General features: G+C 42.1%; 20 protein-coding genes. 9 read left to right on the forward strand and 11 right to left on the reverse strand.

The genetic code is table 11. From position 1 onward, the window contains the following. Positions 1-31 precede the first annotated feature (31 nt). From HMPREF9444_RS11435 to potA, 7 genes are all read right to left on the reverse strand, one after another. A complete protein-coding gene (locus HMPREF9444_RS11435; protein WP_009143899.1) occupies positions 32-208 on the reverse strand; it encodes an IS3 family transposase in 177 nt (58 codons plus the stop codon). Between the two features lie 7 nt (positions 209-215). Further along, entirely contained in the window at positions 216-941 is a 726-nt protein-coding gene (locus tag HMPREF9444_RS10640; RefSeq protein ID WP_187363660.1) for an IS3 family transposase, read from the reverse strand. Next, entirely contained in the window at positions 836-1,288 is a 453-nt protein-coding gene (locus tag HMPREF9444_RS11135; RefSeq protein WP_009143901.1) for a hypothetical protein, read from the reverse strand. The genes HMPREF9444_RS10640 and HMPREF9444_RS11135 overlap by 106 nt, the downstream gene beginning before the upstream one ends. Before the next feature lie 130 nt (positions 1,289-1,418). Continuing rightward, complete coding sequence (locus HMPREF9444_RS07950) at positions 1,419-2,993, reverse strand: Na+/H+ antiporter NhaC family protein (protein ID WP_009143902.1); 1,575 nt, start codon at positions 2,991-2,993, stop codon at positions 1,419-1,421. A 150-nt stretch (positions 2,994-3,143) separates the two neighbouring features. Further along, on the reverse strand, positions 3,144-4,025 hold the full coding sequence (locus tag HMPREF9444_RS07955; protein WP_009143903.1) for an ABC transporter permease subunit: 882 nt from the start codon (positions 4,023-4,025) through the stop codon (positions 3,144-3,146). Continuing rightward, positions 4,012-4,998, reverse strand: a complete 987-nt coding sequence (locus tag HMPREF9444_RS07960; protein WP_009143904.1) for an ABC transporter permease subunit — start codon at positions 4,996-4,998, stop codon at positions 4,012-4,014. The genes HMPREF9444_RS07955 and HMPREF9444_RS07960 overlap by 14 nt, the downstream gene beginning before the upstream one ends. 14 nt (positions 4,999-5,012) lie before the next feature. Next, positions 5,013-6,092 (reverse strand): polyamine ABC transporter ATP-binding protein, encoded by a 1,080-nt coding sequence (gene potA / locus HMPREF9444_RS07965; RefSeq protein WP_050779018.1) that lies wholly within the window; start codon positions 6,090-6,092, stop codon positions 5,013-5,015. A gap of 438 nt (positions 6,093-6,530) precedes the next feature. Here potA and HMPREF9444_RS07970 point away from each other — a divergent pair, with 438 nt between their 5' ends. Beyond that, the gene (locus HMPREF9444_RS07970) at positions 6,531-7,736 is read left to right on the forward strand and encodes an iron-containing alcohol dehydrogenase (RefSeq protein WP_009143906.1); all 1,206 of its coding nucleotides are present in this window, start codon (positions 6,531-6,533) and stop codon (positions 7,734-7,736) included. Positions 7,737-7,783: 47 nt separating this feature from the next. On the opposite strand, the gene HMPREF9444_RS07975 is transcribed toward HMPREF9444_RS07970, so the two are convergent. Further along, entirely contained in the window at positions 7,784-8,803 is a 1,020-nt protein-coding gene (locus tag HMPREF9444_RS07975) for a peptidoglycan DD-metalloendopeptidase family protein (protein WP_009143907.1), read from the reverse strand. A 139-nt stretch (positions 8,804-8,942) separates the two neighbouring features. After that, a complete protein-coding gene (locus HMPREF9444_RS07980; RefSeq protein ID WP_009143908.1) occupies positions 8,943-9,212 on the reverse strand; it encodes a hypothetical protein in 270 nt (89 codons plus the stop codon). 62 nt (positions 9,213-9,274) lie between these two features. On the opposite strand from HMPREF9444_RS07980, the gene HMPREF9444_RS07985 reads away from it, so the two are divergent. The 4 genes from HMPREF9444_RS07985 (at position 9,275) to HMPREF9444_RS08000 (ending at position 13,900) form a co-directional block, all read left to right on the forward strand. Next, positions 9,275-10,537, forward strand: a complete 1,263-nt coding sequence (locus tag HMPREF9444_RS07985; protein ID WP_040909425.1) for an SLC13 family permease — start codon at positions 9,275-9,277, stop codon at positions 10,535-10,537. Positions 10,538-10,700: 163 nt separating this feature from the next. Then, positions 10,701-12,032: a glycine hydroxymethyltransferase gene (locus HMPREF9444_RS07990; protein ID WP_009143910.1), complete on the forward strand. Its 1,332-nt coding sequence runs from the start codon at positions 10,701-10,703 to the stop codon at positions 12,030-12,032. Between the two features lies 1 nt (position 12,033). Further along, positions 12,034-13,047 carry a tRNA dihydrouridine(20/20a) synthase DusA gene (gene dusA / locus HMPREF9444_RS07995; RefSeq protein ID WP_009143911.1) on the forward strand — a complete coding sequence of 338 codons (1,014 nt, stop codon included), beginning with the start codon at positions 12,034-12,036 and terminating at the stop codon, positions 13,045-13,047. Next, positions 13,037-13,900: an aldo/keto reductase gene (locus HMPREF9444_RS08000; protein WP_009143912.1), complete on the forward strand. Its 864-nt coding sequence runs from the start codon at positions 13,037-13,039 to the stop codon at positions 13,898-13,900. Before dusA ends, HMPREF9444_RS08000 begins: the two co-directional genes overlap by 11 nt. Before the next feature lie 48 nt (positions 13,901-13,948). Here HMPREF9444_RS08000 and HMPREF9444_RS08005 read toward each other — a convergent pair whose 3' ends face one another. Beyond that, complete coding sequence (locus HMPREF9444_RS08005; RefSeq protein WP_009143913.1) at positions 13,949-14,569, reverse strand: HAD family hydrolase; 621 nt, start codon at positions 14,567-14,569, stop codon at positions 13,949-13,951. A 19-nt stretch (positions 14,570-14,588) separates the two neighbouring features. Continuing rightward, positions 14,589-15,101 carry a deoxycytidylate deaminase gene (locus tag HMPREF9444_RS08010; RefSeq protein ID WP_009143914.1) on the reverse strand — a complete coding sequence of 171 codons (513 nt, stop codon included), beginning with the start codon at positions 15,099-15,101 and terminating at the stop codon, positions 14,589-14,591. Between the two features lie 159 nt (positions 15,102-15,260). On the opposite strand from HMPREF9444_RS08010, the gene HMPREF9444_RS08015 reads away from it, so the two are divergent. From HMPREF9444_RS08015 to HMPREF9444_RS08030, 4 genes are all read left to right on the forward strand, one after another. Continuing rightward, positions 15,261-16,565, forward strand: coding sequence for a M20 metallopeptidase family protein (locus HMPREF9444_RS08015; RefSeq protein ID WP_198002775.1), 1,305 nt, complete (start codon positions 15,261-15,263; stop codon positions 16,563-16,565). Between the two features lie 157 nt (positions 16,566-16,722). After that, positions 16,723-17,010 (forward strand): 50S ribosomal protein L25, encoded by a 288-nt coding sequence (gene rplY, locus HMPREF9444_RS08020; protein WP_009143916.1) that lies wholly within the window; start codon positions 16,723-16,725, stop codon positions 17,008-17,010. A 185-nt stretch (positions 17,011-17,195) separates the two neighbouring features. Then, positions 17,196-18,209 carry a CvfB family protein gene (locus HMPREF9444_RS08025; protein WP_009143917.1) on the forward strand — a complete coding sequence of 338 codons (1,014 nt, stop codon included), beginning with the start codon at positions 17,196-17,198 and terminating at the stop codon, positions 18,207-18,209. A 12-nt stretch (positions 18,210-18,221) separates the two neighbouring features. After that, complete coding sequence (locus HMPREF9444_RS08030) at positions 18,222-18,497, forward strand: TIGR04076 family protein (RefSeq protein ID WP_009143918.1); 276 nt, start codon at positions 18,222-18,224, stop codon at positions 18,495-18,497. Positions 18,498-18,688: the final 191 nt, after the last annotated feature.

Genomic DNA, 18,688 nt, shown 5'->3' on the forward strand with positions numbered 1-18,688 from the left:
AACTCTACCCCGTAGAGTAGACCGGTTAAGGTTATTGATTTTGGGTTATTTGATGCCGATATTCACTCGGTGTTAGATAACCCAATTTCTTTTGGATACGTTCCTCATTGTAATACTTCACATACTCGAAAACCTTCTTAGAAACCTCATCAAAGGATAATTTCCATCGGCCCTTACCCAATTGAGTATAAAACCATTCACACTTCATCGTGCCGTTAAAAACTCTCTATAACAGCATTATCAAGACAATTTCTTTTTCTTGATAGACTTTGCACAACTCGCATGTTTTTCAATTCACGATAAAACATCGGATGGGTATAAAGACAGCCTTGATCTGTATGAAATACTGCTCCCGGCTGTATTTTGTCCTTCAGCTGCTTAAGCGTTTGTAAGCCAAAGCTTAGATTTTGAGTTCGACCGGTTACACAAGCAACTATCTCCGATGTACACAAATCTTTCACCAAAGAGGCATAGCACCATTGTCCGTCTGCTGTCGATAAATAAGTTACATCGCTGACAAGCTTTTGTCCCGGTTTGTCTGCGTGAAATTTCCGTGCTAACAGATTCTTAGGCAGTTGACGGCGCGGTACTTGCTCAACTGCACAAAAGTAATTGCGTTTTTTACGAATAACAGCGTTGAGCTTATACAGTTTCATAATGCGCGCAATACTTTTGTGATTAACATGGAGTCCTTGCCGCAGCAGCTCTCCGGTCATGCGATCGATTCCATAACAACCTTGGTGTTTACATTGAATCTCTCGCATATTTTCAGCTAAATCCCGATCGTCCTCATCCCTCTTGGATGGCTTTAACGACTTGTAGACCGAGCTTCGATTTACATGCAGGAGAGTGCACTCTCTACGGAGGCTAATTTTCCCTCCAGCCGCTTTCTTTGCTGCCTGAATTCTTTTTTTATCTTTTGCTTTTGTTCTTGGAGACACTGCATAGAATTTCGACCTCGGGACAGTTGTACTACTCCATAGTTTACGAAATTTCGTTTTGCTGTTAACAATGTTGAAGGAGAAATTCCGTATTTAACGGCAATGGTCTTATAGCCTTGCCCGGTATTCAGATATTCATCAACTGCTCTTTGCAGAACGCCGATGTTTGTTTTGCGATATTTCGCCGTAGCCCAAGAGGTATCACCGGAACGAAATAATAAATACCAATTATTTACTGTACTCTGTTTTAAGCTTAGCTGTGAGCTTGTTGCTTTGTAGCTGAAGCCTTGTTGAAAGAGTTCTAGTGCTTTTTGTTTAATCTCTTTTGCAATACGTTTTCCACCCATGAAAATACCCCGTTGGTAAGTTGTCTACCAAACGGGGTACAGTTCAAGGCAAAGGAGGTTTTTTATTGATCGATCAGCATTTAAATCCCGCTTGTTTTAAGCGGGAATGCAGACGTAAGGTACTGCTTACTTATTGTTCTTGCGTAGCCTTTTTATAGTGGTCGTGAATGCTTTCACGCTTTGAGTTGTGCAAGTGCAGGTAAGTAAGAGATATCACCATGACGACAATAGCACTGCCGAGGCTCAAAGGCAGAGATAAGGTAAGACCTGCAATTACGTAACCGATGAACGCGGAAATTGCGGTAATACATGCATACGGCAATTGGGTGGAAACGTGCTCGATATGTACGCAGCCGGAGCCTGCGCTTGACAGAATTGTGGTGTCGGATATCGGTGAGCAGTGATCGCCGAATACCGATCCTGCCAAGGTGGCAGATAAGGCAATAATGGTCAGTTCTCCTGACGGAGCGATAGCTTGAGCAACGGTAACGACGATAGGAATTAAGATACCGAATGTTCCCCAAGCAGTTCCGGTAGAAAATGACAGGAAGCTGGCGATTGCGAAAATGATGGCTGGCATCAGGTTGCCGGCAAGACCGGCATCATTTTGTACTAAAGATCCGATGAATACCTGTGTTTCGAGAAGATCGCGGCAAATTCCGGAAATTGCCCAAGCAAGCACTAAGATCATATTGGCAGGGATCATGGCTTGAACGCCTTTGATAACACCTTGCATGAAAGTCTTTAGGGTTAAAAGACGACGTCCCACGAATTGAATAAAAGCAACCAGCAGAGCAGCAAAAGATGCTATTACCAAAGCAGGTCCTGCCGAGGTATTTCCGAAAGCTGAGGCTATGGTATGGTAAGCAGGATCTTCTCCCCAGTATCCGCCGCAATAGAGTAAGGACAAAACAGCAAAGATAATAAGAGCAAAGATAGGAATCACCATGTCAAGAACTGTTCCTTGAGCATGAATGGTCGGTGCGTCTTCATTTTGTACGCTGTCATTTTTACTTTCACCGTGAATAGCGGCAAGCTCGGAGCGGCGCATCGGTCCGAAATCGAAATTACCGACGCTGACCATGATGACCATGATAATGCATAACAATGCATAAAAATTCCATGGAATAGTGGAAACGAAAGCTTCCATTTCACTTTCAAAAGCACCGGTGCTCTTTAAGTTGGAACCGACAGCAGCTGCCCAAGAGGAAATAGGGGCGATAATACAGATAGGTGCAGCCGTTGCGTCAATGATATATGCAAGTTTTGCGCGGGAAATACGATAAGTATCGGTGATAGGACGCATTACAGTACCGACGGTAAGACAGTTGAAATAATCGTCGATAAAAATAAAAGCGCCTAAAGCTGAGGTGGAAAGTAAAGCAGATCTTCTACCTTTGATTTTCTTGGCTGCCCATTTACCGTAAGCGCGAGATCCTCCAGCCATGGATATGACATAAACAAGTGCACCTAAAAGGGAGCAGAAGAGAATGATGTTGAAATCAACTTTATCAACCATGATTTTGAAAGCATTTTCAACAGTGCTTACAATAATCATGTCGCTGCCGATACCGATGGAGTAAATAAGGCTTCCGGTTAGAATACCAAGCAGCAAAGAAGAGAAAACTTCCTTTGTTATCAATGCTAAAACTACGGCAATGATAGGCGGAAGAATAGATAACGCACCTGCGTAGTAAGGTTCCATAACCTCTCCGAAAAGTGTAGATTAATCTTTTTGCACTAATTTAGTGCATTATAAGCATATAAGTGGCCGCAATTATAGCATAAGCACTGAAATAAACAGCAATAAGCACATATTTTGGGCAAAAAAAATCGCGCCTTATGGCGCGATCCTTTAAATTTTTGAATGGAACGTACTTCTTTGTTGTTCAAGTTTAGCAGCTTTTGCGGCTTTTGCTGCATCAGACGCCATACGTTTTTGCTTTTTAACCATGGAAAGCCAGGCAAAGAAAGTGAAAATCGACACAATAAGTACGATGATAGTGGCAAGAGCATTGATTTCAGGAGACAATCCGCGGCGGACGCTTGAGAAAATGAGCATCGGCAGTGTAGTCGAATCAGGTCCTGCTATAAAGCTGGTTATTACCAAGTCATCCATCGACATGGTAAATGACAGCAGGAATGCAGCTACTTCTGCAGGCATAATGGCAGGTAAAATCACGGCAAAAAATACCTTGATAGGTCCTGCGCCTAAGTCCATAGCAGCTTCTTCAATAGAGATATCCAGCTCACGGAATCGCGATCTGATAACTACGGTGGTATATGCAGAGCAGAATGTAACGTGGGCAATCCAGATTGCGAATATTCCTCTGTCGGCAAACCAGGGGATGATTTCACCTAAGGTAACAAAGAGCATTAAAAGCGCTAAACCGGTGATGACTTCAGGAAGCACCATTGGTGCCGTGATAAGCAGAACGAATAGTGATTCTCCGGTAAAAGAGCGCACTCTTACTAGAACGAATGCAGCGAGAGTTCCGATCACAACCGAAGCGCAGGCAGTCATGAAGGCGACGGTTAACGAAATCAATACTGCATGACCGATTTGGGAGTCGGAAAAAAGCTCGTAGTACCAGTGCAGGGATGCTTTTGTCCACACCGTTACCATTTTGGACTCATTGAATGAATAAATAATGAGCATCAAAATAGGCAAGTATAAGAAAGTCAGAGCGCAGGCGAGGATCACGATGCGCGCTATTAAGGATTTATTTTTGCGCATAGAGTTTCTCCTGTTCTTTGCGTTCAATCTTATAGAACCAAACAATCGGAATTACTAATATAATCAGCATGATGATGGCAACAGCTGAGGCCAGCGGCCAATCGCGGTTATTAAAGAATTCCTGCCACAAAATACGTCCGATGAGGATAGATCCTTTTCCGCCGAGAAGTTCAGGAATGACGTATTCACCCAGAGCCGGAATGAATACCAGCATGGATCCGGCGATAATTCCGCTTTTGGTTTGCGGAATCAGACTGTTAAAGAACGTTTTTACCGGTCTGCAGCCCAGATCATAGGACGCCTCAATAAGTGAATAATCGACTTTCATTAATGCCGAGAATAAAGGCAGCACCATATAGGGCAGATAGCAATAGGTTATGCCTACGTAAACTGCAAAGTCGGTTTGCAGCATCTGTATCGGCGAGTCGATGATCCCTATACCCATTAAGATATCGTTGATAAGGCCGTCACGCTTCATAATGGTCATCCAAGAGTAGATACGTACTACAAATGAAGTCCAGCTCGGCATGATGACAAGCATGAATAATACGTTGCGTGCCGTGGGCTTACACGTTGCAAGCGCCCATGCGATCGGATAGCCGATAATGAGGCAGAACAGCGTGGAAAGCCCTGCTACCTGCAATGATTTGACATAAGAGCGGAAATAAGTCCCGTCTTCATCGGTAAAGATTGAAGTGTAGTTTTCAAGATGCAGGATGATCTGCATTGCTCCTTCCTCAAAAGTCACCAGAGGTGAATAAGGAGGAATGGCAATTTCCGATACCGACAAAGATATTTTGAAGATGATTAAAAACGGCAACAGGAAAAATAAAATCATCCACAAATACGGGACGAGAATTAATGCGTAATCTCTCCATGTCCTGTTATGAGGCTTAGAGAGCTTTGTCGGCCTTCTTTTAGCCTGAAAAGCTCGCCTGATAAAAGACATATTGGCGCTAAAACCCGTAGACATACTTGCCTCCTAGATTAAATGGTAAGGGCAATGCAGGATTCGGCGTCCCAGCTTAAATATACTTGATCATCCCATGTGGGAAGACCTTGTTTGAAGCGATCAACGTTAGGCAGAGTCGATGTGACTATGCGTCCGTCCTTAAGTTTTACGTAGTAAATGGAAATGTCGCCCAGATAGGCGATATTTTCTACTACGCCGTGACACCAGTTGGTTTCTTCTTCGGGTTTTTCGTGTGAAATATAAATTTTTTCAGGGCGTAAGGCGATAGTAAGAGGCATGCCGTCGGCAAGGTCAATATCGTGCTGCAGCTCTATAAGGTGTGTGAAATCATCAGCACGCAGTAAAGACTGTGTAGCATTAGATGAAATCAGGGTGCAGTCAAACAAGTTTACCGAGCCGATAAATTCAGCGCAGAAACGGCAGTTAGGGTTTTCGTAAATTTCACGAGGTCCGCCTATCTGTACGAATTGTCCGCGATCCATAATGGCAATGCGATCGGCCATGGTCATGGCTTCTTCCTGATCGTGAGTTACCATAAGGCAAGTTACGCCTACTGAGTTAATAATGTCTACAAGCTCAAGACGCATTTGTTCGCGCAGCTTTTTATCCAGAGCTCCCATCGGTTCGTCAAGCAGCAGTACGCGCGGCTCTTTAGCAAGAGACCGGGCCAAAGCAACACGTTGGCGCTGTCCGCCTGACAGCTGGAAAGGCTTACGATCCACGTAATCTTCCATGTGCACCAAATGCAGCATTTTTTCTACGCGCTCTTCAATTTGGCTTTTAGGCAGGTGTTCCTGTTTAAGGCCGAAAGCAATGTTCTGTTTTACCGTCATGTAAGGGAACAATGCGTATGATTGGAACATCATATTAACGGGGCGCTTGTAGGGAGGAACTCCGATAAGCTCTTCACCGTCAAGTAAAATGCTTCCTGAAGTCGGGGTTTCAAATCCTGCGAGCATACGCAAAAGAGTTGATTTTCCGCATCCTGATGATCCCAAAAGGGCAAAAATTTCGCCTTCATAAAGAGTTAGATTAACTTTGTTTACGGCAGTAAATGCCTCAAACTCCTTAGTGATGTCTTTGATTTCAAGGATCGGACGAAGGTTTTGTTCCGTAGGTGAGGGCTTATTGCCCGGAAGTTCGCCCGGACGGTGACCGGCATTTTTTGCCGGAACGGCTGAATTGTTTGCAGAAGCAGCAACAGGCTGCTTATCAGCCGTGCACACAGGTGTATTTTCCACTGGTGCTTAACTCTCCATAACGCTGTTAAAAACAACAGGTAACAGACACTCCCGATATAAAATTATCGGGAAACTCAGATTGTATCTTTCCGAAAGTTCACGGAAATTTAGGGCTATGATAATAAAAAAAAATAAAAATAAAAGCTTTTCAGATCTTTTTTTAAAAATAAATCAGTAAAAAATTTAAGATTTAAGTCGTCTTAACATTTTCGTTACATTGTTTTTACCGCCGCATAATTTTTGCAGGTTTGATACAATGAAAAGCAGTGTAAATATTTAAGTATAAAAGCCATGGAATCTTTTGATTTTTTTAGAAGGACAAGAATCATTTTCGGTCAAAGTGCGGATAATGAAGTAGGTCAGATAATCAAATATCAGGGTGGAACGCGGGTTTTGCTTCTGCATGGAGAGAAGGCCGCCATAAAGTACGGAATAGTGGAAAGAATCGGCAGGACACTTGACAGATCAGGGCTTAAATATTTCTCCAAAGGCGGAATCAAGTCCAATCCTCATATTGACAAAGTATATGAATGCATTGAATTTTGTCTTAGCAATTCGATTAATTACATTTTAGCTGTAGGCGGCGGATCGGTAATCGATACGGCAAAGATTGTTGCTGCCGGTGTGTTTTTTGACGGTGATATATGGGATATGTTTGAAAAGCACCGCGAACCTTACCGCTCTTTGCCTTTAGGCTGTGTCGTAACTGTTCCCGCATCAGGAACGGAGTGTTCTAATTCAAGTTCTTTAATGCGTGAAAAAGATGGAAGAAGAGAAAAGCTTATTGCGTACAGCAACAGTTTTGTTCCGGAATTTGCGATTTTAAATCCTGATTTAACTTTATCATTATCCCCAAGAGTAACCGCAAGCGGTTGTGTTGATATGATAAATCACGTGCTGGAAGGATATTTTTCAAATTCGACCGGAGTTTTGCTGTCAGATAAATTATGTGAGGCGGTTTTATCAAGCATCATTGAATTATTGCCGCAGATTTATGAAGATCCGAATAACATTGATGCAAGGGCTAATCTGATGTTGGCAGCTACATTATCTCATAACGATATTTGCTGTATGGGAAGAAAATCGGATAATGTTATTACCAAACTTGCCAATCAGCTAGTTGTTGAGAATGATTGTCCTTTCGGGGATGCTTTGGCAGTGTTGATTCCGGCATGGATGGAATATGTGGTGCAGTTTAATCCACTGCGTATTGCTCAGTTTTCAAATCGTGTTTTCGGAATTGCCATAAATTTTGAAGATCCTAAAATTACCGCCTATGACGGAATAAAAGCACTAAGAGCTTTCTTTAAAAATGTCAAATTGCCGTGCAATTTTGTAGAGTTGGGAATAAAAACCGAGGCGATTGCCGATATTGTGAATGCTCTGGATTTAAAAGAAGGAAAAACTTTAGGCTCTTTTGTTCCTCTTGATGCAGTTGCCTGTGAGGCGATTTTATCGCTTGCTGCAAATTATTGCGAAGGCAGGGATATTTTTTAGGGAAAACAGCTTTTCTGGCAAAATAAGCTATGTTTTGATAAATCAGACTAGTTAAGAGAATTTTCGTTGCTTGGAGTGTAAAGTAAAGCCAAGCTTTTTATATCGTCTTTATATTTCTTAACTGTTCTGGCAAAAGCTTTTTGCTCTTTTTGTGTGAGGACCGGTTTTTGGGAAGGAAGCGACGGTAAATCGACTTTCATCGGATCTACAGGACGATTGTTAACATGGACTTCATAATGCAGATGCGGTCCTGAGGTTCTGCCGGTGTTTCCGGATTTGGCAATGAGCTGTCCCAGTTTTACTTTTTGGCCTTTTTTGACGTGACGTTTTGAGAGATGCATGTAAACGGTCTTATAGCCGTTATTGTGCTCAATAATAATATAGTTGCCGGCAGCTCTTTGGTAACCTGAAAAATATACTACACCGTCGGCAGGAGCATAAACCGGGGTGCCGATTGGTGCTTTGAAGTCAACGCCTTTGTGCGGGCGGATACGTCCTGTAACAGGATGTCGGCGAGACGGATTAAACTCGGAATTTATTTTTATTTCGCCGTTAAGCGGAAAACGTTTGAAAGCGGTTGTTGTTTGTTGTGCAACTTCGTTTTCACTGTAAAATTTGTTGTTGTTTTGATTGCGGTAAAGAGCAATATTGCCGTGATTTTTAGTTTTAAACTGTAAGGCGTTTACTTTGGAGTTGTCTCCTTCATCGCTTAATAAAATGCGAAAAGAATCTCCCGGTCTTAATCGTGAAAAATCGAGTTTATCGGCAAGAACCTGCTGAGCTTGATATATTTCTTTAGATGAAAGTCCGGCGCGTTTTGCAGCTTTATTAAATGAATCGCCTTTTTTTAAAAAGCCAATGATTAATTTTTGTTTGATCCCGGAAGTTTCATCTTTTATGTTTCTGTCAGCCCCAATTCTTATTTCATCAGAGCTTACGGCAGTGATAGTGGTCTTATATCGTGAGGAGGCGCTGCATACATTAATCGTGCATACGCAAATAAGCGCAGATAACGCAACAGCCCCAAACTTCAGTAAAGTCGGCTTTAAAAGTAAGTTTCTAGACATGCTTTTACTGAAAAAAAACTAATAGTAAGACCTAAAATCAGAAAGAATCATTATAGACTAAATCACAGGCAAAATTAAGATGCCGTGTTTTGACTGACGAAAAGATCACAAAAGCTCCCGGCTTACAAATTCCGTTGATTTAGATATTTAAATAAAGGATACAAAGTATTTCCAGAACGATAACCGCAAGCAGCAGCACCGTTACAGCAAAACCTTCAAGACATATAGGATAGCCCAGAGCCAAATATTCTCCGATTTTTCCTCTTATCGTGATGATATTCTTGCTTTGGCTGCGCCGGAACCACAAATCACGTTTGTCTTTTAGCAAAAAACGTGCGCTAATCGTCGTAATTAAAACAAAAGCAAAGCAAATCAAGATTTTAAATGGTGTAACTGTGAGATCTGTCATAACGCAAATTCCTGTTTGTGATTATAAATAATACTATAGCTTCAAGATTAAGGAGAAATGCCGTGGATCCCGCAATCATTACCTTAATTGTTCTTGCTGTAGTCGCGGTTTTATTCGTGACGGAGCTTATCCCTTTGGCCATAACTGCAATGGCTGCACCTATTGCTTTAGGTTGTCTTGGCGTGCTGAAACCTAATGAAGTCTTTTCAGGCCTTTCCAATTCTACAGTAGTCCTTTTTGCCGGTATGTTCGTTGTCGGTGCGGCGATGCTGGAATCAGGATTGGCGCAGACTATAGGAAACTGGGTTGTTAAAAAAGTCGGAACAAGAGAAGTTCCGCTTTTGGCTTCATTGATGTTGGTTACGGTATGCATGTCGGCATTTGCGTCAAATACCGGAACCGTCGCCTGTTTAATGCCGGTATTTATAGGTATTTGCGCTGCGGCTAAAGTTCCCGTTTCTCCTCTTTTGATGGGCTTGGCTGTTGCTGCCAATACGGGCGGAACCATTACCATGGTCGGAACACCGCCTAATATCATTGCCTCAGGAGCTCTTGAGGCTGCCGGGATTGTCCCTTTTACCTTGTTTGAATTTGCTTATGTCGGTATTCCGTTGTCGATAATGTCAATTATCTACATGGTGTTTATCGGGCGTAAGTTAGTACCTAAGAATATGGCAGATTTGGGCTCGGTTGAAGTAACCGACGGCATGTCAGGTACTCCGCGCGCCCGTATCTACTGTCTTGTTATTTTGATTTACGTGATTTTAGGCATTTGTTTCGGTATTCCGGGGCTTACTGCGGAAATGGTGGCTATTTCCGGCGCTCTTTTGTGCGTGCTGCTCGGCTGCCTTACTGAAAGACAAGCTTATAACGGTATTGACTGGGTTACTATTTTCCTTTTTGCCGGAATGCTGCCTTTGGCTACAGCCCTTGATAAAACCGGAGCCGGTGCTTTAATAGCGCATCATGTGGTAGGTCTGGTCGGCAGTGACCCTTCACCAATGATGTTTATGGCAGTTTTATTCTGTCTGTCCTGCGGATTGACGCAGTTTATGTCCAATACTGCAGCGGCCGCTCTGCTATGTCCTATCGGTATTTCCATTGCACAGGAAATGGGGGCTTCTCCGTATCCGGTATTGATGGCAATCGCTATCGCAGCATCTTGTGCGTTTACAACCCCGGTTGCCACTCCGCCTAATACCTTGGTTTTAGGACCGGGCGGCTTTAGATTTAAGGACTACATTATCGTCGGTACTCCATTGGTGGTTTTATCATTTATCGTATGTGTAGTAGTAATCCCGATGGTATGGCCGTTTTTCCCTTAAGCAGAACAAAGCCGATTTAACGATGTTAAGTCGGCTTTAAATAAGACTAAAAATATGCTTTAAGGCTCATGTTTTTATTTATTTCATTGTTTTTGTGATAATTCTTAGTATAAAATTTTCTAGAATGTAAGAGACAACCGCGATTATCGCTAAGGAGAGTCATATGAATCCGCTTAATGTCATCAGAGGATTTGACCCCGATCTTTACGCTTATTTTGAGAAAGAGCTTGAATATCAGCGTTTATCTTTATCTTTCATCCCTGATGAAAACAGTACGTCTCCTTTATGCGCGGCGATTATGGGAAGCGTACTTGTAAATACCATTCGGCATTTTTCGTACAATCGCGTTGAAGGCCTGGAGCCTTTGGCTGCAAAAAGAATTTGCGAGTTGTTTAAAGCCGATCACGCCAATGTAAGACCGATTACCATTGAGGCGGCATCTCGAGTGGTGTTCCAAAGTTTGACCCGTCGCGGCGATGTGGTTATGTCTCTTGATTTGCGTAAAAAGGAACATTGCAACAGCGAAAACCTTGCCTATCGCTTTGTTAATTTCGGTGTCGATCCGCAAAGCGGTAAGCTTGATATGGACGCGGTAGAAAAACAGGCAATGGAATGCAAGCCGCAGCTCATCATAGTCTCTCCGATTAATTATCCTTTGTCTCTTGATTATGAACGTTTTGCCGATATTGCGCATAAATGCGGTGCGATTTTGTGGTGTGACATTTCACAGACGGCAGGTCTTATAGCAGGAGGTGTGCTTCCTTCTCCTTTACCGCATGCTGATGTGGTGACATTCAGTGCTCACGGTGCTATGCAGGGACCTCATTCATCGGTTATTTTGTGTTCAAATAAATATGCAAGTTCAATTGACCGCATGGCTATTACTGCAGGTCATAACGGTTTGCAGTCTGCAGAACTTGCAGCTTTGGCCGCTCGTATGTCTGAGATGAAAGATGTGGTTTACAGCCGTTATGTTCATACGGTTGTCGATAATGCCAAAGCTTTGGCTGAAGGTCTTGCAGCAGGCGGTGCTAAAGTGCTTTTTGGCGGTACTGATTCTCATTTGGTAATCATTGATACTAAAGGCTGCGCCGTTTCTGCCCGCGGTGCGCAGGAACTTCTGATGGAAGCAGGAGTTAATGTAAGAATTTGTACAATGTTGACCACTGATCCGAATGTTAAGTACGATGCGGTACGTTTCTCCACTTTGCCGTCAACCACTCGCGGCGCTAACGCCAATCAGATGCGTGAGATGGGGAAGACGATTGCTGAGTTCTTGCAGCGTCCTGATGAGGCTCATATTAAAGCATTAAAAGAAAAAGTTTCTCTTATTACCGTAGGTTTGCCGGCATTTTATGATCAGTGGCTTTCCGATATTGTAAGAGAGAACTTAAGCCGTATGAGTTATATGACTTCTGATTCTACGATCATCAGAGATTCTGTTCATCCGAGTCGTTTAAGTATGCTTACTAAAAAATTAAAGAATAATAATTAAAGTGCAAAAACAATTTGAACTTTCTGGGGCCATGCGCTTTTCTGTGGCCCCTATGGTAGATGTTACCGATTCAGTTTTCCGCCGTTTGGCGCGTCTCTTTTCTAAAAAATCCATGCTTTATACTGAAATGATTGCAGCTGATGCCGTCATTCACGGTAAAAATTACCTGCTTGAGTTTCATGATGAAGAATTACCGTGCGTGTTGCAGTTAGGGGGATCTGATCCCAAAAAATTAGCAGCAGCTGCAAAAATCGGTGCAGGTTTTGGATATACGGAAATTAATTTAAACGCAGGATGTCCTTCAGATAAGGTTCAGTCCGGAAACTTCGGGGCAGTGTTGATGAAGACCCCCGATCTTATTGCCGATTGCGTTAAAGCAATGCAGGATGCCGTGTCTGTTCCCGTAACCGTAAAAACGCGTATTGGCGTTGATGAAGATGATAGCGTTGATTTTACTTTAAAGCTTGTTGAGACTATAGCAGCTACAGGTTGCCGGCACGTGATTTTACATGCGCGAAAAGCGTGGCTTAACGGTTTATCGCCAAAGGAAAACCGAACCATTCCTCCGCTTGATTATGAAAGAGTTTATTTGGTGAAAAGTGCCTTTCCCAACCTTAGAATTACTATTAACGGAGGTATAACGACTATAGATGCCGTAAAAGATCAGCTTAAAAGGGTTGACGGAGTGATGCTGGGGCGCGCTATTATTGATAATCCTTTTATTTTAAGTAAAGTTGACAGCGAAATTTTCGGCAGTATCGAACCTATGCCTTCACGTGAGGAGCTTTTATATAAAGCCGTTGATTTAGCTGCAAAAATAAAGGCAGAAGGAATCCCTGTGCATCATTTGATGCGCCACCTTTTAGGTTTGTTTAACTCATGTCCCGGTGCAAGATTATATAGAAGATATTTGTCAGAACACATGACACAGTTAGGGGCAGGTCCTGATGTTTTAATTAAAGCTTATAAATCCATGACGGATGCGCGTAAGCAGGAAGGTAATTATGGAAATTAATTCACGTGCTGTTTTAAATAATGGTGTTTTGATGCCGTATTTCGGTTTGGGAGTTTTCAGATCTCCTGCCGGAGAAATCACGCGCAGTGCGGTAAGAACTGCAATTGAGTACGGATATCGTATGATTGATACAGCACGAGTTTACTGTAATGAAAAAAGTGTAGGACGCGGCATCAAAGACAGCGGTATCAGCAGAAAAGATATTTTCGTAACCACGAAATTGTGGAAGGATGATTTTAAAAATCCTCGTCAGGGTCTTCTTGAATCACTTGAGAGATTGCAGCTTGATTATATCGATTTGTATTTGCTGCATTGGCCGTTTGCCGGTTATGTGGAAGCATACTTAGAGCTTGAAAAACTGCAGAAAGAAGGTTTGATTAAGGCTATTGGCGTATCTAATTTTAAAATTCATCATTTACAACATTTAAAAGAAAGCGGGGCCAGCGTTATTCCGCAGGTAAATCAAGTTGAATGTCATCCTGAAAATCAGGAAAACGAGTTGCTTGATTACTGTAGAAAAGAAGGTATTTTGATGGAAGCCTATTCACCGCTTGGCGGTCAAGGCAGAACCCTGGTAAACGATCCGCGTATTTGGACCATTGCCGACTATCATCATGTCACGACAGCACAGGTAATTCTAAAATGGAACTTACAGCGCGGTGTCGCAATTATTCCGAAGTCGGTAAACTTTGAACGAATTTTGGAAAATTCGCAGATATTCAGTTTTGATTTGACTCCCGGCGATATGGATATTTTAAATGATATCAATCTTAACCTGCGCCGTGCGTATGATTCTGATAAGATTGATCAAAGACCGGAAGAATCTTTCCCAAGACTAATTGATGAAGATTGATTTTTTTAGAAAGTTGAGCCCGCGAGCATGCGGGCTTTGTTCTGCATCTTAAGGCTTAATAAAATCGTCTGAAACGATTTTTCCTTCAAAAACTTTGATACAAGTCATGCCGGCAGCTTTAACTCCTTGAAGGCCGATAGGGGTATCTTCAAAAACGAGGCATTCGCTTGGAGTTGCATTTAAACGCTTGCAGGCTTCAAGATAGGTATCGGGTGCCGGTTTGCCGTTTTTAATCTGATCTGCGGTGACAACCGCATCGACATAAGCGGTAAGGCCGAAAAGTTCAATTAAATAGTTGGTTTCTTTAATTTGTGAGCCGGTTGCAATTGCGGTTTTGATGCCGCGATCATGCGCTTCACGCAAAATAGAACATATTGATTCGAACTTTTGGGTTTTGGGCAAAAAGTTATCAAAATAATTTTGCGCTTTTTCGTCGGCAATAATTTGCGGATCTACATCTATTCCGTATTGTTGACAGAACATTTTACTTAAATTGATGGTGCTGATGCCGCCGATTTTAATTAATAACTCATGGGTAATGGGCGGCATTCCGTATTTTTGGGCTACGGCTGTCCAAGCATCGGCGTGCAGATGCTCTGTGTCACATAAAGTGCCGTCAAGATCAAAAATAATATATTTAAATTCAAATATTTTATTTTTATCAATCATATAAAAACCTATTGATTTATCAGTTGATTTTTTGATGTTCTATTTCATAGCGCTTAACGATATCATCATCCCAATCAAGAGGGTTTACTGAAATCAGATTACCGTTTTCATCACGCAGTACTACTCTTGTGATTTGGGCATTTAAAATAAGTCGTTCGCACATGGCACACGGGCGCATTTGCGCAGTTGGCTTATTCGTCGCGGCATCGGTTCCTGCCAAATATAAAGTTCCGCCGACGATATCCAAAGGATTGCCGTTGATAATTGCGTTCGCTTCGGCATGAACAGCGCGGCATAGTTCATAGTGGGTGCCGGGCTTGATTTTAAGTTCTGCTCTTAGGCAGGATTTTAAATCAGAGCAATTGGCGCGATGACGCGGAGCTCCGTTATAACCGGTAGCCACGATTCTGCCGTCTTTAGATACGATAACAGCACCGTAACGGCGGCGAATGCAGGTGGAACGCATGGAAACAGCTTGCGCAATTTCCATAAATGATTCGTCTTTTGACGGGCGGATAAAATCTTGGGTCATAAAAAACACTCCGAATAACTGAGCAGATTATACCTGACAAAAATGTTCCTTTGATTTTTTTAGAGCTGAATAAATTCCGCAAGAGGCTTGTTCCTCTTGATAGATTAGGCAATTTGCTTTTTAATTGGTATGAAAGATATACAGAAAAAGGAGATGAATATGTTAAAAATTTCAGCATGCATCGCTGCTTTAATGATGACGGGGATTGTTAGTGCAGCTCCTATTTCCTGGCTTGATTCAGCCGTAAACGCAGAATATGACAATACGGTAGAGATGCGGCATTATCTGCATCAGCACGGAGAACTTGGCAATCAGGAATATGAGACTCAAAAATACATTAAGGCTTTTTTAGAAAAACAAGGTATTAAAACCGTTACCGGCTTTAAAGACGCTCCTACTGCCGTAATCGGAATTATTAATGAAGAAAAAGGTGATGCGATAGGACTTAGAGCTGATATTGATGCATTACCCATAAAAGAGCGTAACGAGATTGATTATGTCAGTACGGCAAAAGGCAAAATCTTCGGTGAAGAAACTTTCGTTTCGCATATGTGCGGACATGATGCACATATGTCTATGCTGCTTAGTGCCGCCAAAATTATGGCTGAGCATAAAGATGAAATTGACAGGGCGGTTGTTTTCGTTTTTCAGCCGGCAGAAGAAGGTGATTCTTTGATAAATCCGTATACTGCGGATAATTTACCTAATTCCGGCGCTAAAGCTTTAGTGGAAGATGATTTAATTGAGCGCTTTAAGATTAAGCATATGTTCGGTATTCATGTAATGGCCAGACAGGATGCGGGAAAAATTCTTATTTCAAAAGGAGCTACTCTAAACAGTATTGACGGTTTTAAAATTGACGTAGAAGGCGTTCAGGCACATGGAGCAATGCCGTGGAGCGGTGTTGACGCGACTTTAACGGCATCGCAGATCGTGGTCTCAATGCAGCAGCTTATTTCAAGAAATATTGATTTGTCACAAGGTATGGGGGTAATTACGGTAGGAAAACTGTATTCAGGAGAGGCCGATAACGTAATGAGCGGTAAGGCTCAAATGACCGGAACGATTAGAAGCAACAATAATGAAATCCGTAAGGTGCTAATTAAACGTCTTCCTGAGATTGCCGCAGGTGTCGGTATTTCGACCGGGGCTAATGTGACAACTAAAATTATTGAATCTTATCCTGTTACCATGAATGATCCTAAGCTTGCTGAAAACACCGTTTCGTTATTACAGGAAAATAATATTGATGCAGAGATCTCAACTTGGAATCCTGGTGCAAGTGAAGACTTTTCTTTTTATGCTCTTGAAGTTCCGAGTGTTTTCATGTTTTTAGGCGTTGATAAGCCCGATACTGACAATGCAGCTAATAATCACAGTGATAAATTTATGATTGAAGATGAAGCGATGAAAGCGGGAGTTAAAGCGCATATTGTTGCTGCTATGCAGACAAAGTTAAATTAAAGATTTTTCCGGCAGCTATTGTTAAACGGCTGCCGAATTTGCAGCAAGATCTTTAGGCGCTTGTTTTAATTTTTGTAATTTTAGGCTATAATTTGGCGCGCTAAGTTCCGGTCGCAGAACTTAACACCATGTTTAATTTTTATAGAGAGTTTTTATTATGGCCATTACTTTAGATGCCGTCGTACGTACCGACTTGGGGAGAGGTGCGAGCCGCCGCCTTCGTCGTGAAGCACGTATTCCTGCTATTATCGTTGCTCCTGGTCAGGAGACTGTTTCCATCACTTTGGATGAGAAGAAATTAATTGTAGCAGCTTTGAAAGATGAATTTTACTCTGAAACCGTTACCATCAATCTCGACGGTTCAGCTATTGCCGTTAAGCCTGTTGCAATGCAGCGCCATCCGGTAACTTCACGTATTATTCATGTTGACTTTATGCGCGTTTAATAAGCACTATCTTTAAAGTCAATAAAGGAGGTCGTCGTTAGGCGGCCTTTTTTGTGCGTAAAATTCGAAAAATTAGTAATTATTTGTTAAAAGTGAAAGTTGGGGTTCTTTTTTATAAAGCATTTTCCTTTGTCGCTTTTGCGGTAGAATAATCTCAAATTCAATATTAATTGTAAGGTAAGGTTATGGCTGATACGTTAATCCCGGGACGCATGTACGAGCTTACGGTAAACAAAATTTCCGATCAGGGAGCAATGGTCGATGCCCATGAGCATGGAGAATTATTTGTTCCGCGTCGTCAGTTGCCTCAATATTTACAGGAAGGCGATTCTTTACGTGTGTTTTTATATGTTGACGGAGGCAGAGTTTTAGCAACTGCCCGCCATCCTTATCTTGAGCTTGGTATGACCGGACGGCTGCGTGTCACATCCATTGATTGCGGTACTGTTTATCTTGATTTGGGAATTCCTAAAGAGTTAGTGGTTCCGGTGTCTGAACAGCGCGGTTCTTTTGAAGTGGGCAGGATGGCACTTGTCTATGTAGCACTTGATGATCAGGGAAGACTTTTCGGTACTCAGCGCTTTAATCGTTATATTAAAGATTTTGCCGACTCCGGAGAATACAAACCGGGACAAAGAGTGTGCCTTGTTCCGGTGTCGCATACTCCGCTTGGTTTTAGAACTATTGTGGACGATCATGTTTACGGCCTTATTTATAAAAATGAGCAAAAAGGTGAGATCCAAATCGGAAAGCGCTATTCAGGATGGATCATAAATGTTCGAGAAGACGGCCGTATTGATGTTTCTTTACAGGAGCCGGGGCGCAGCGGGGTAGAACATGCTGCAGCTGATATTTTGCAGGCTTTATTAAATTCAGGCGGAGAGCTTGATTTTAACGACAAGTCGGATCCTGATGAAATTGAAGATTATCTGCATATTTCAAAGGGCAAATTTAAAAAGGCTATAGGTCATCTTTATAAAGAACGCTTAATTGAAATTACTGATGAAGGTATTAAGTTGACCGAAAAAGGGATTAATGCCGGTAAAAAAGAAGAAGAGTTTCTTGAAAAAGAGGATATAGGAGAAGAAGCACGTCAGAAAGAAGCTCCGGATGTGTATATAGCACGTCAGGCGAAATCGGTAGGCTACGATATTGATCCTAATGTTAAGTACGATCCTTATAAAAAATATCGTAAATAGTACAGAATAGGTATGACAGAAAAGAAACCTAAAATTATTCTTACTATTATAGGCAGATTAGGAAAAGCCGGATGTCATCGCGGTCATCGAATTGGTGATACTTTTGACTTTGATAATGATCGTGGTAAACTTTGTCCTATGGCCATGCATGTTGCTTTTCCGTATATAGATATTTTGCGTTACGGCGGGACCCCGCCGCGAGCCAAAGACGGAAAAATTAAGTTTTGCTGTCCGGATTGCGATACTGCAAATGTTTTTGAGATAACTCTCAAAGAGGATTTGCTGTAGTCAGATATATTAATATATCCACAAAGAGAAGTATGTCTCGGTAGTGCGATAATGAGTTACATATTCTGTTGACGTCCTCACCGGCCTAAAGGCCGATGATTCCTACTGCTAAACAACAATAGAGCTATTGTTGTAAGCTTTGGCGGGTTCCTGCCGCTTTCAACAACAATTTAAAACTGATCCATTGGGGA

Source organism: Succinatimonas hippei YIT 12066 (genome assembly GCF_000188195.1).
GTDB lineage: Bacteria > Pseudomonadota > Gammaproteobacteria > Enterobacterales > Succinivibrionaceae > Succinatimonas > Succinatimonas hippei.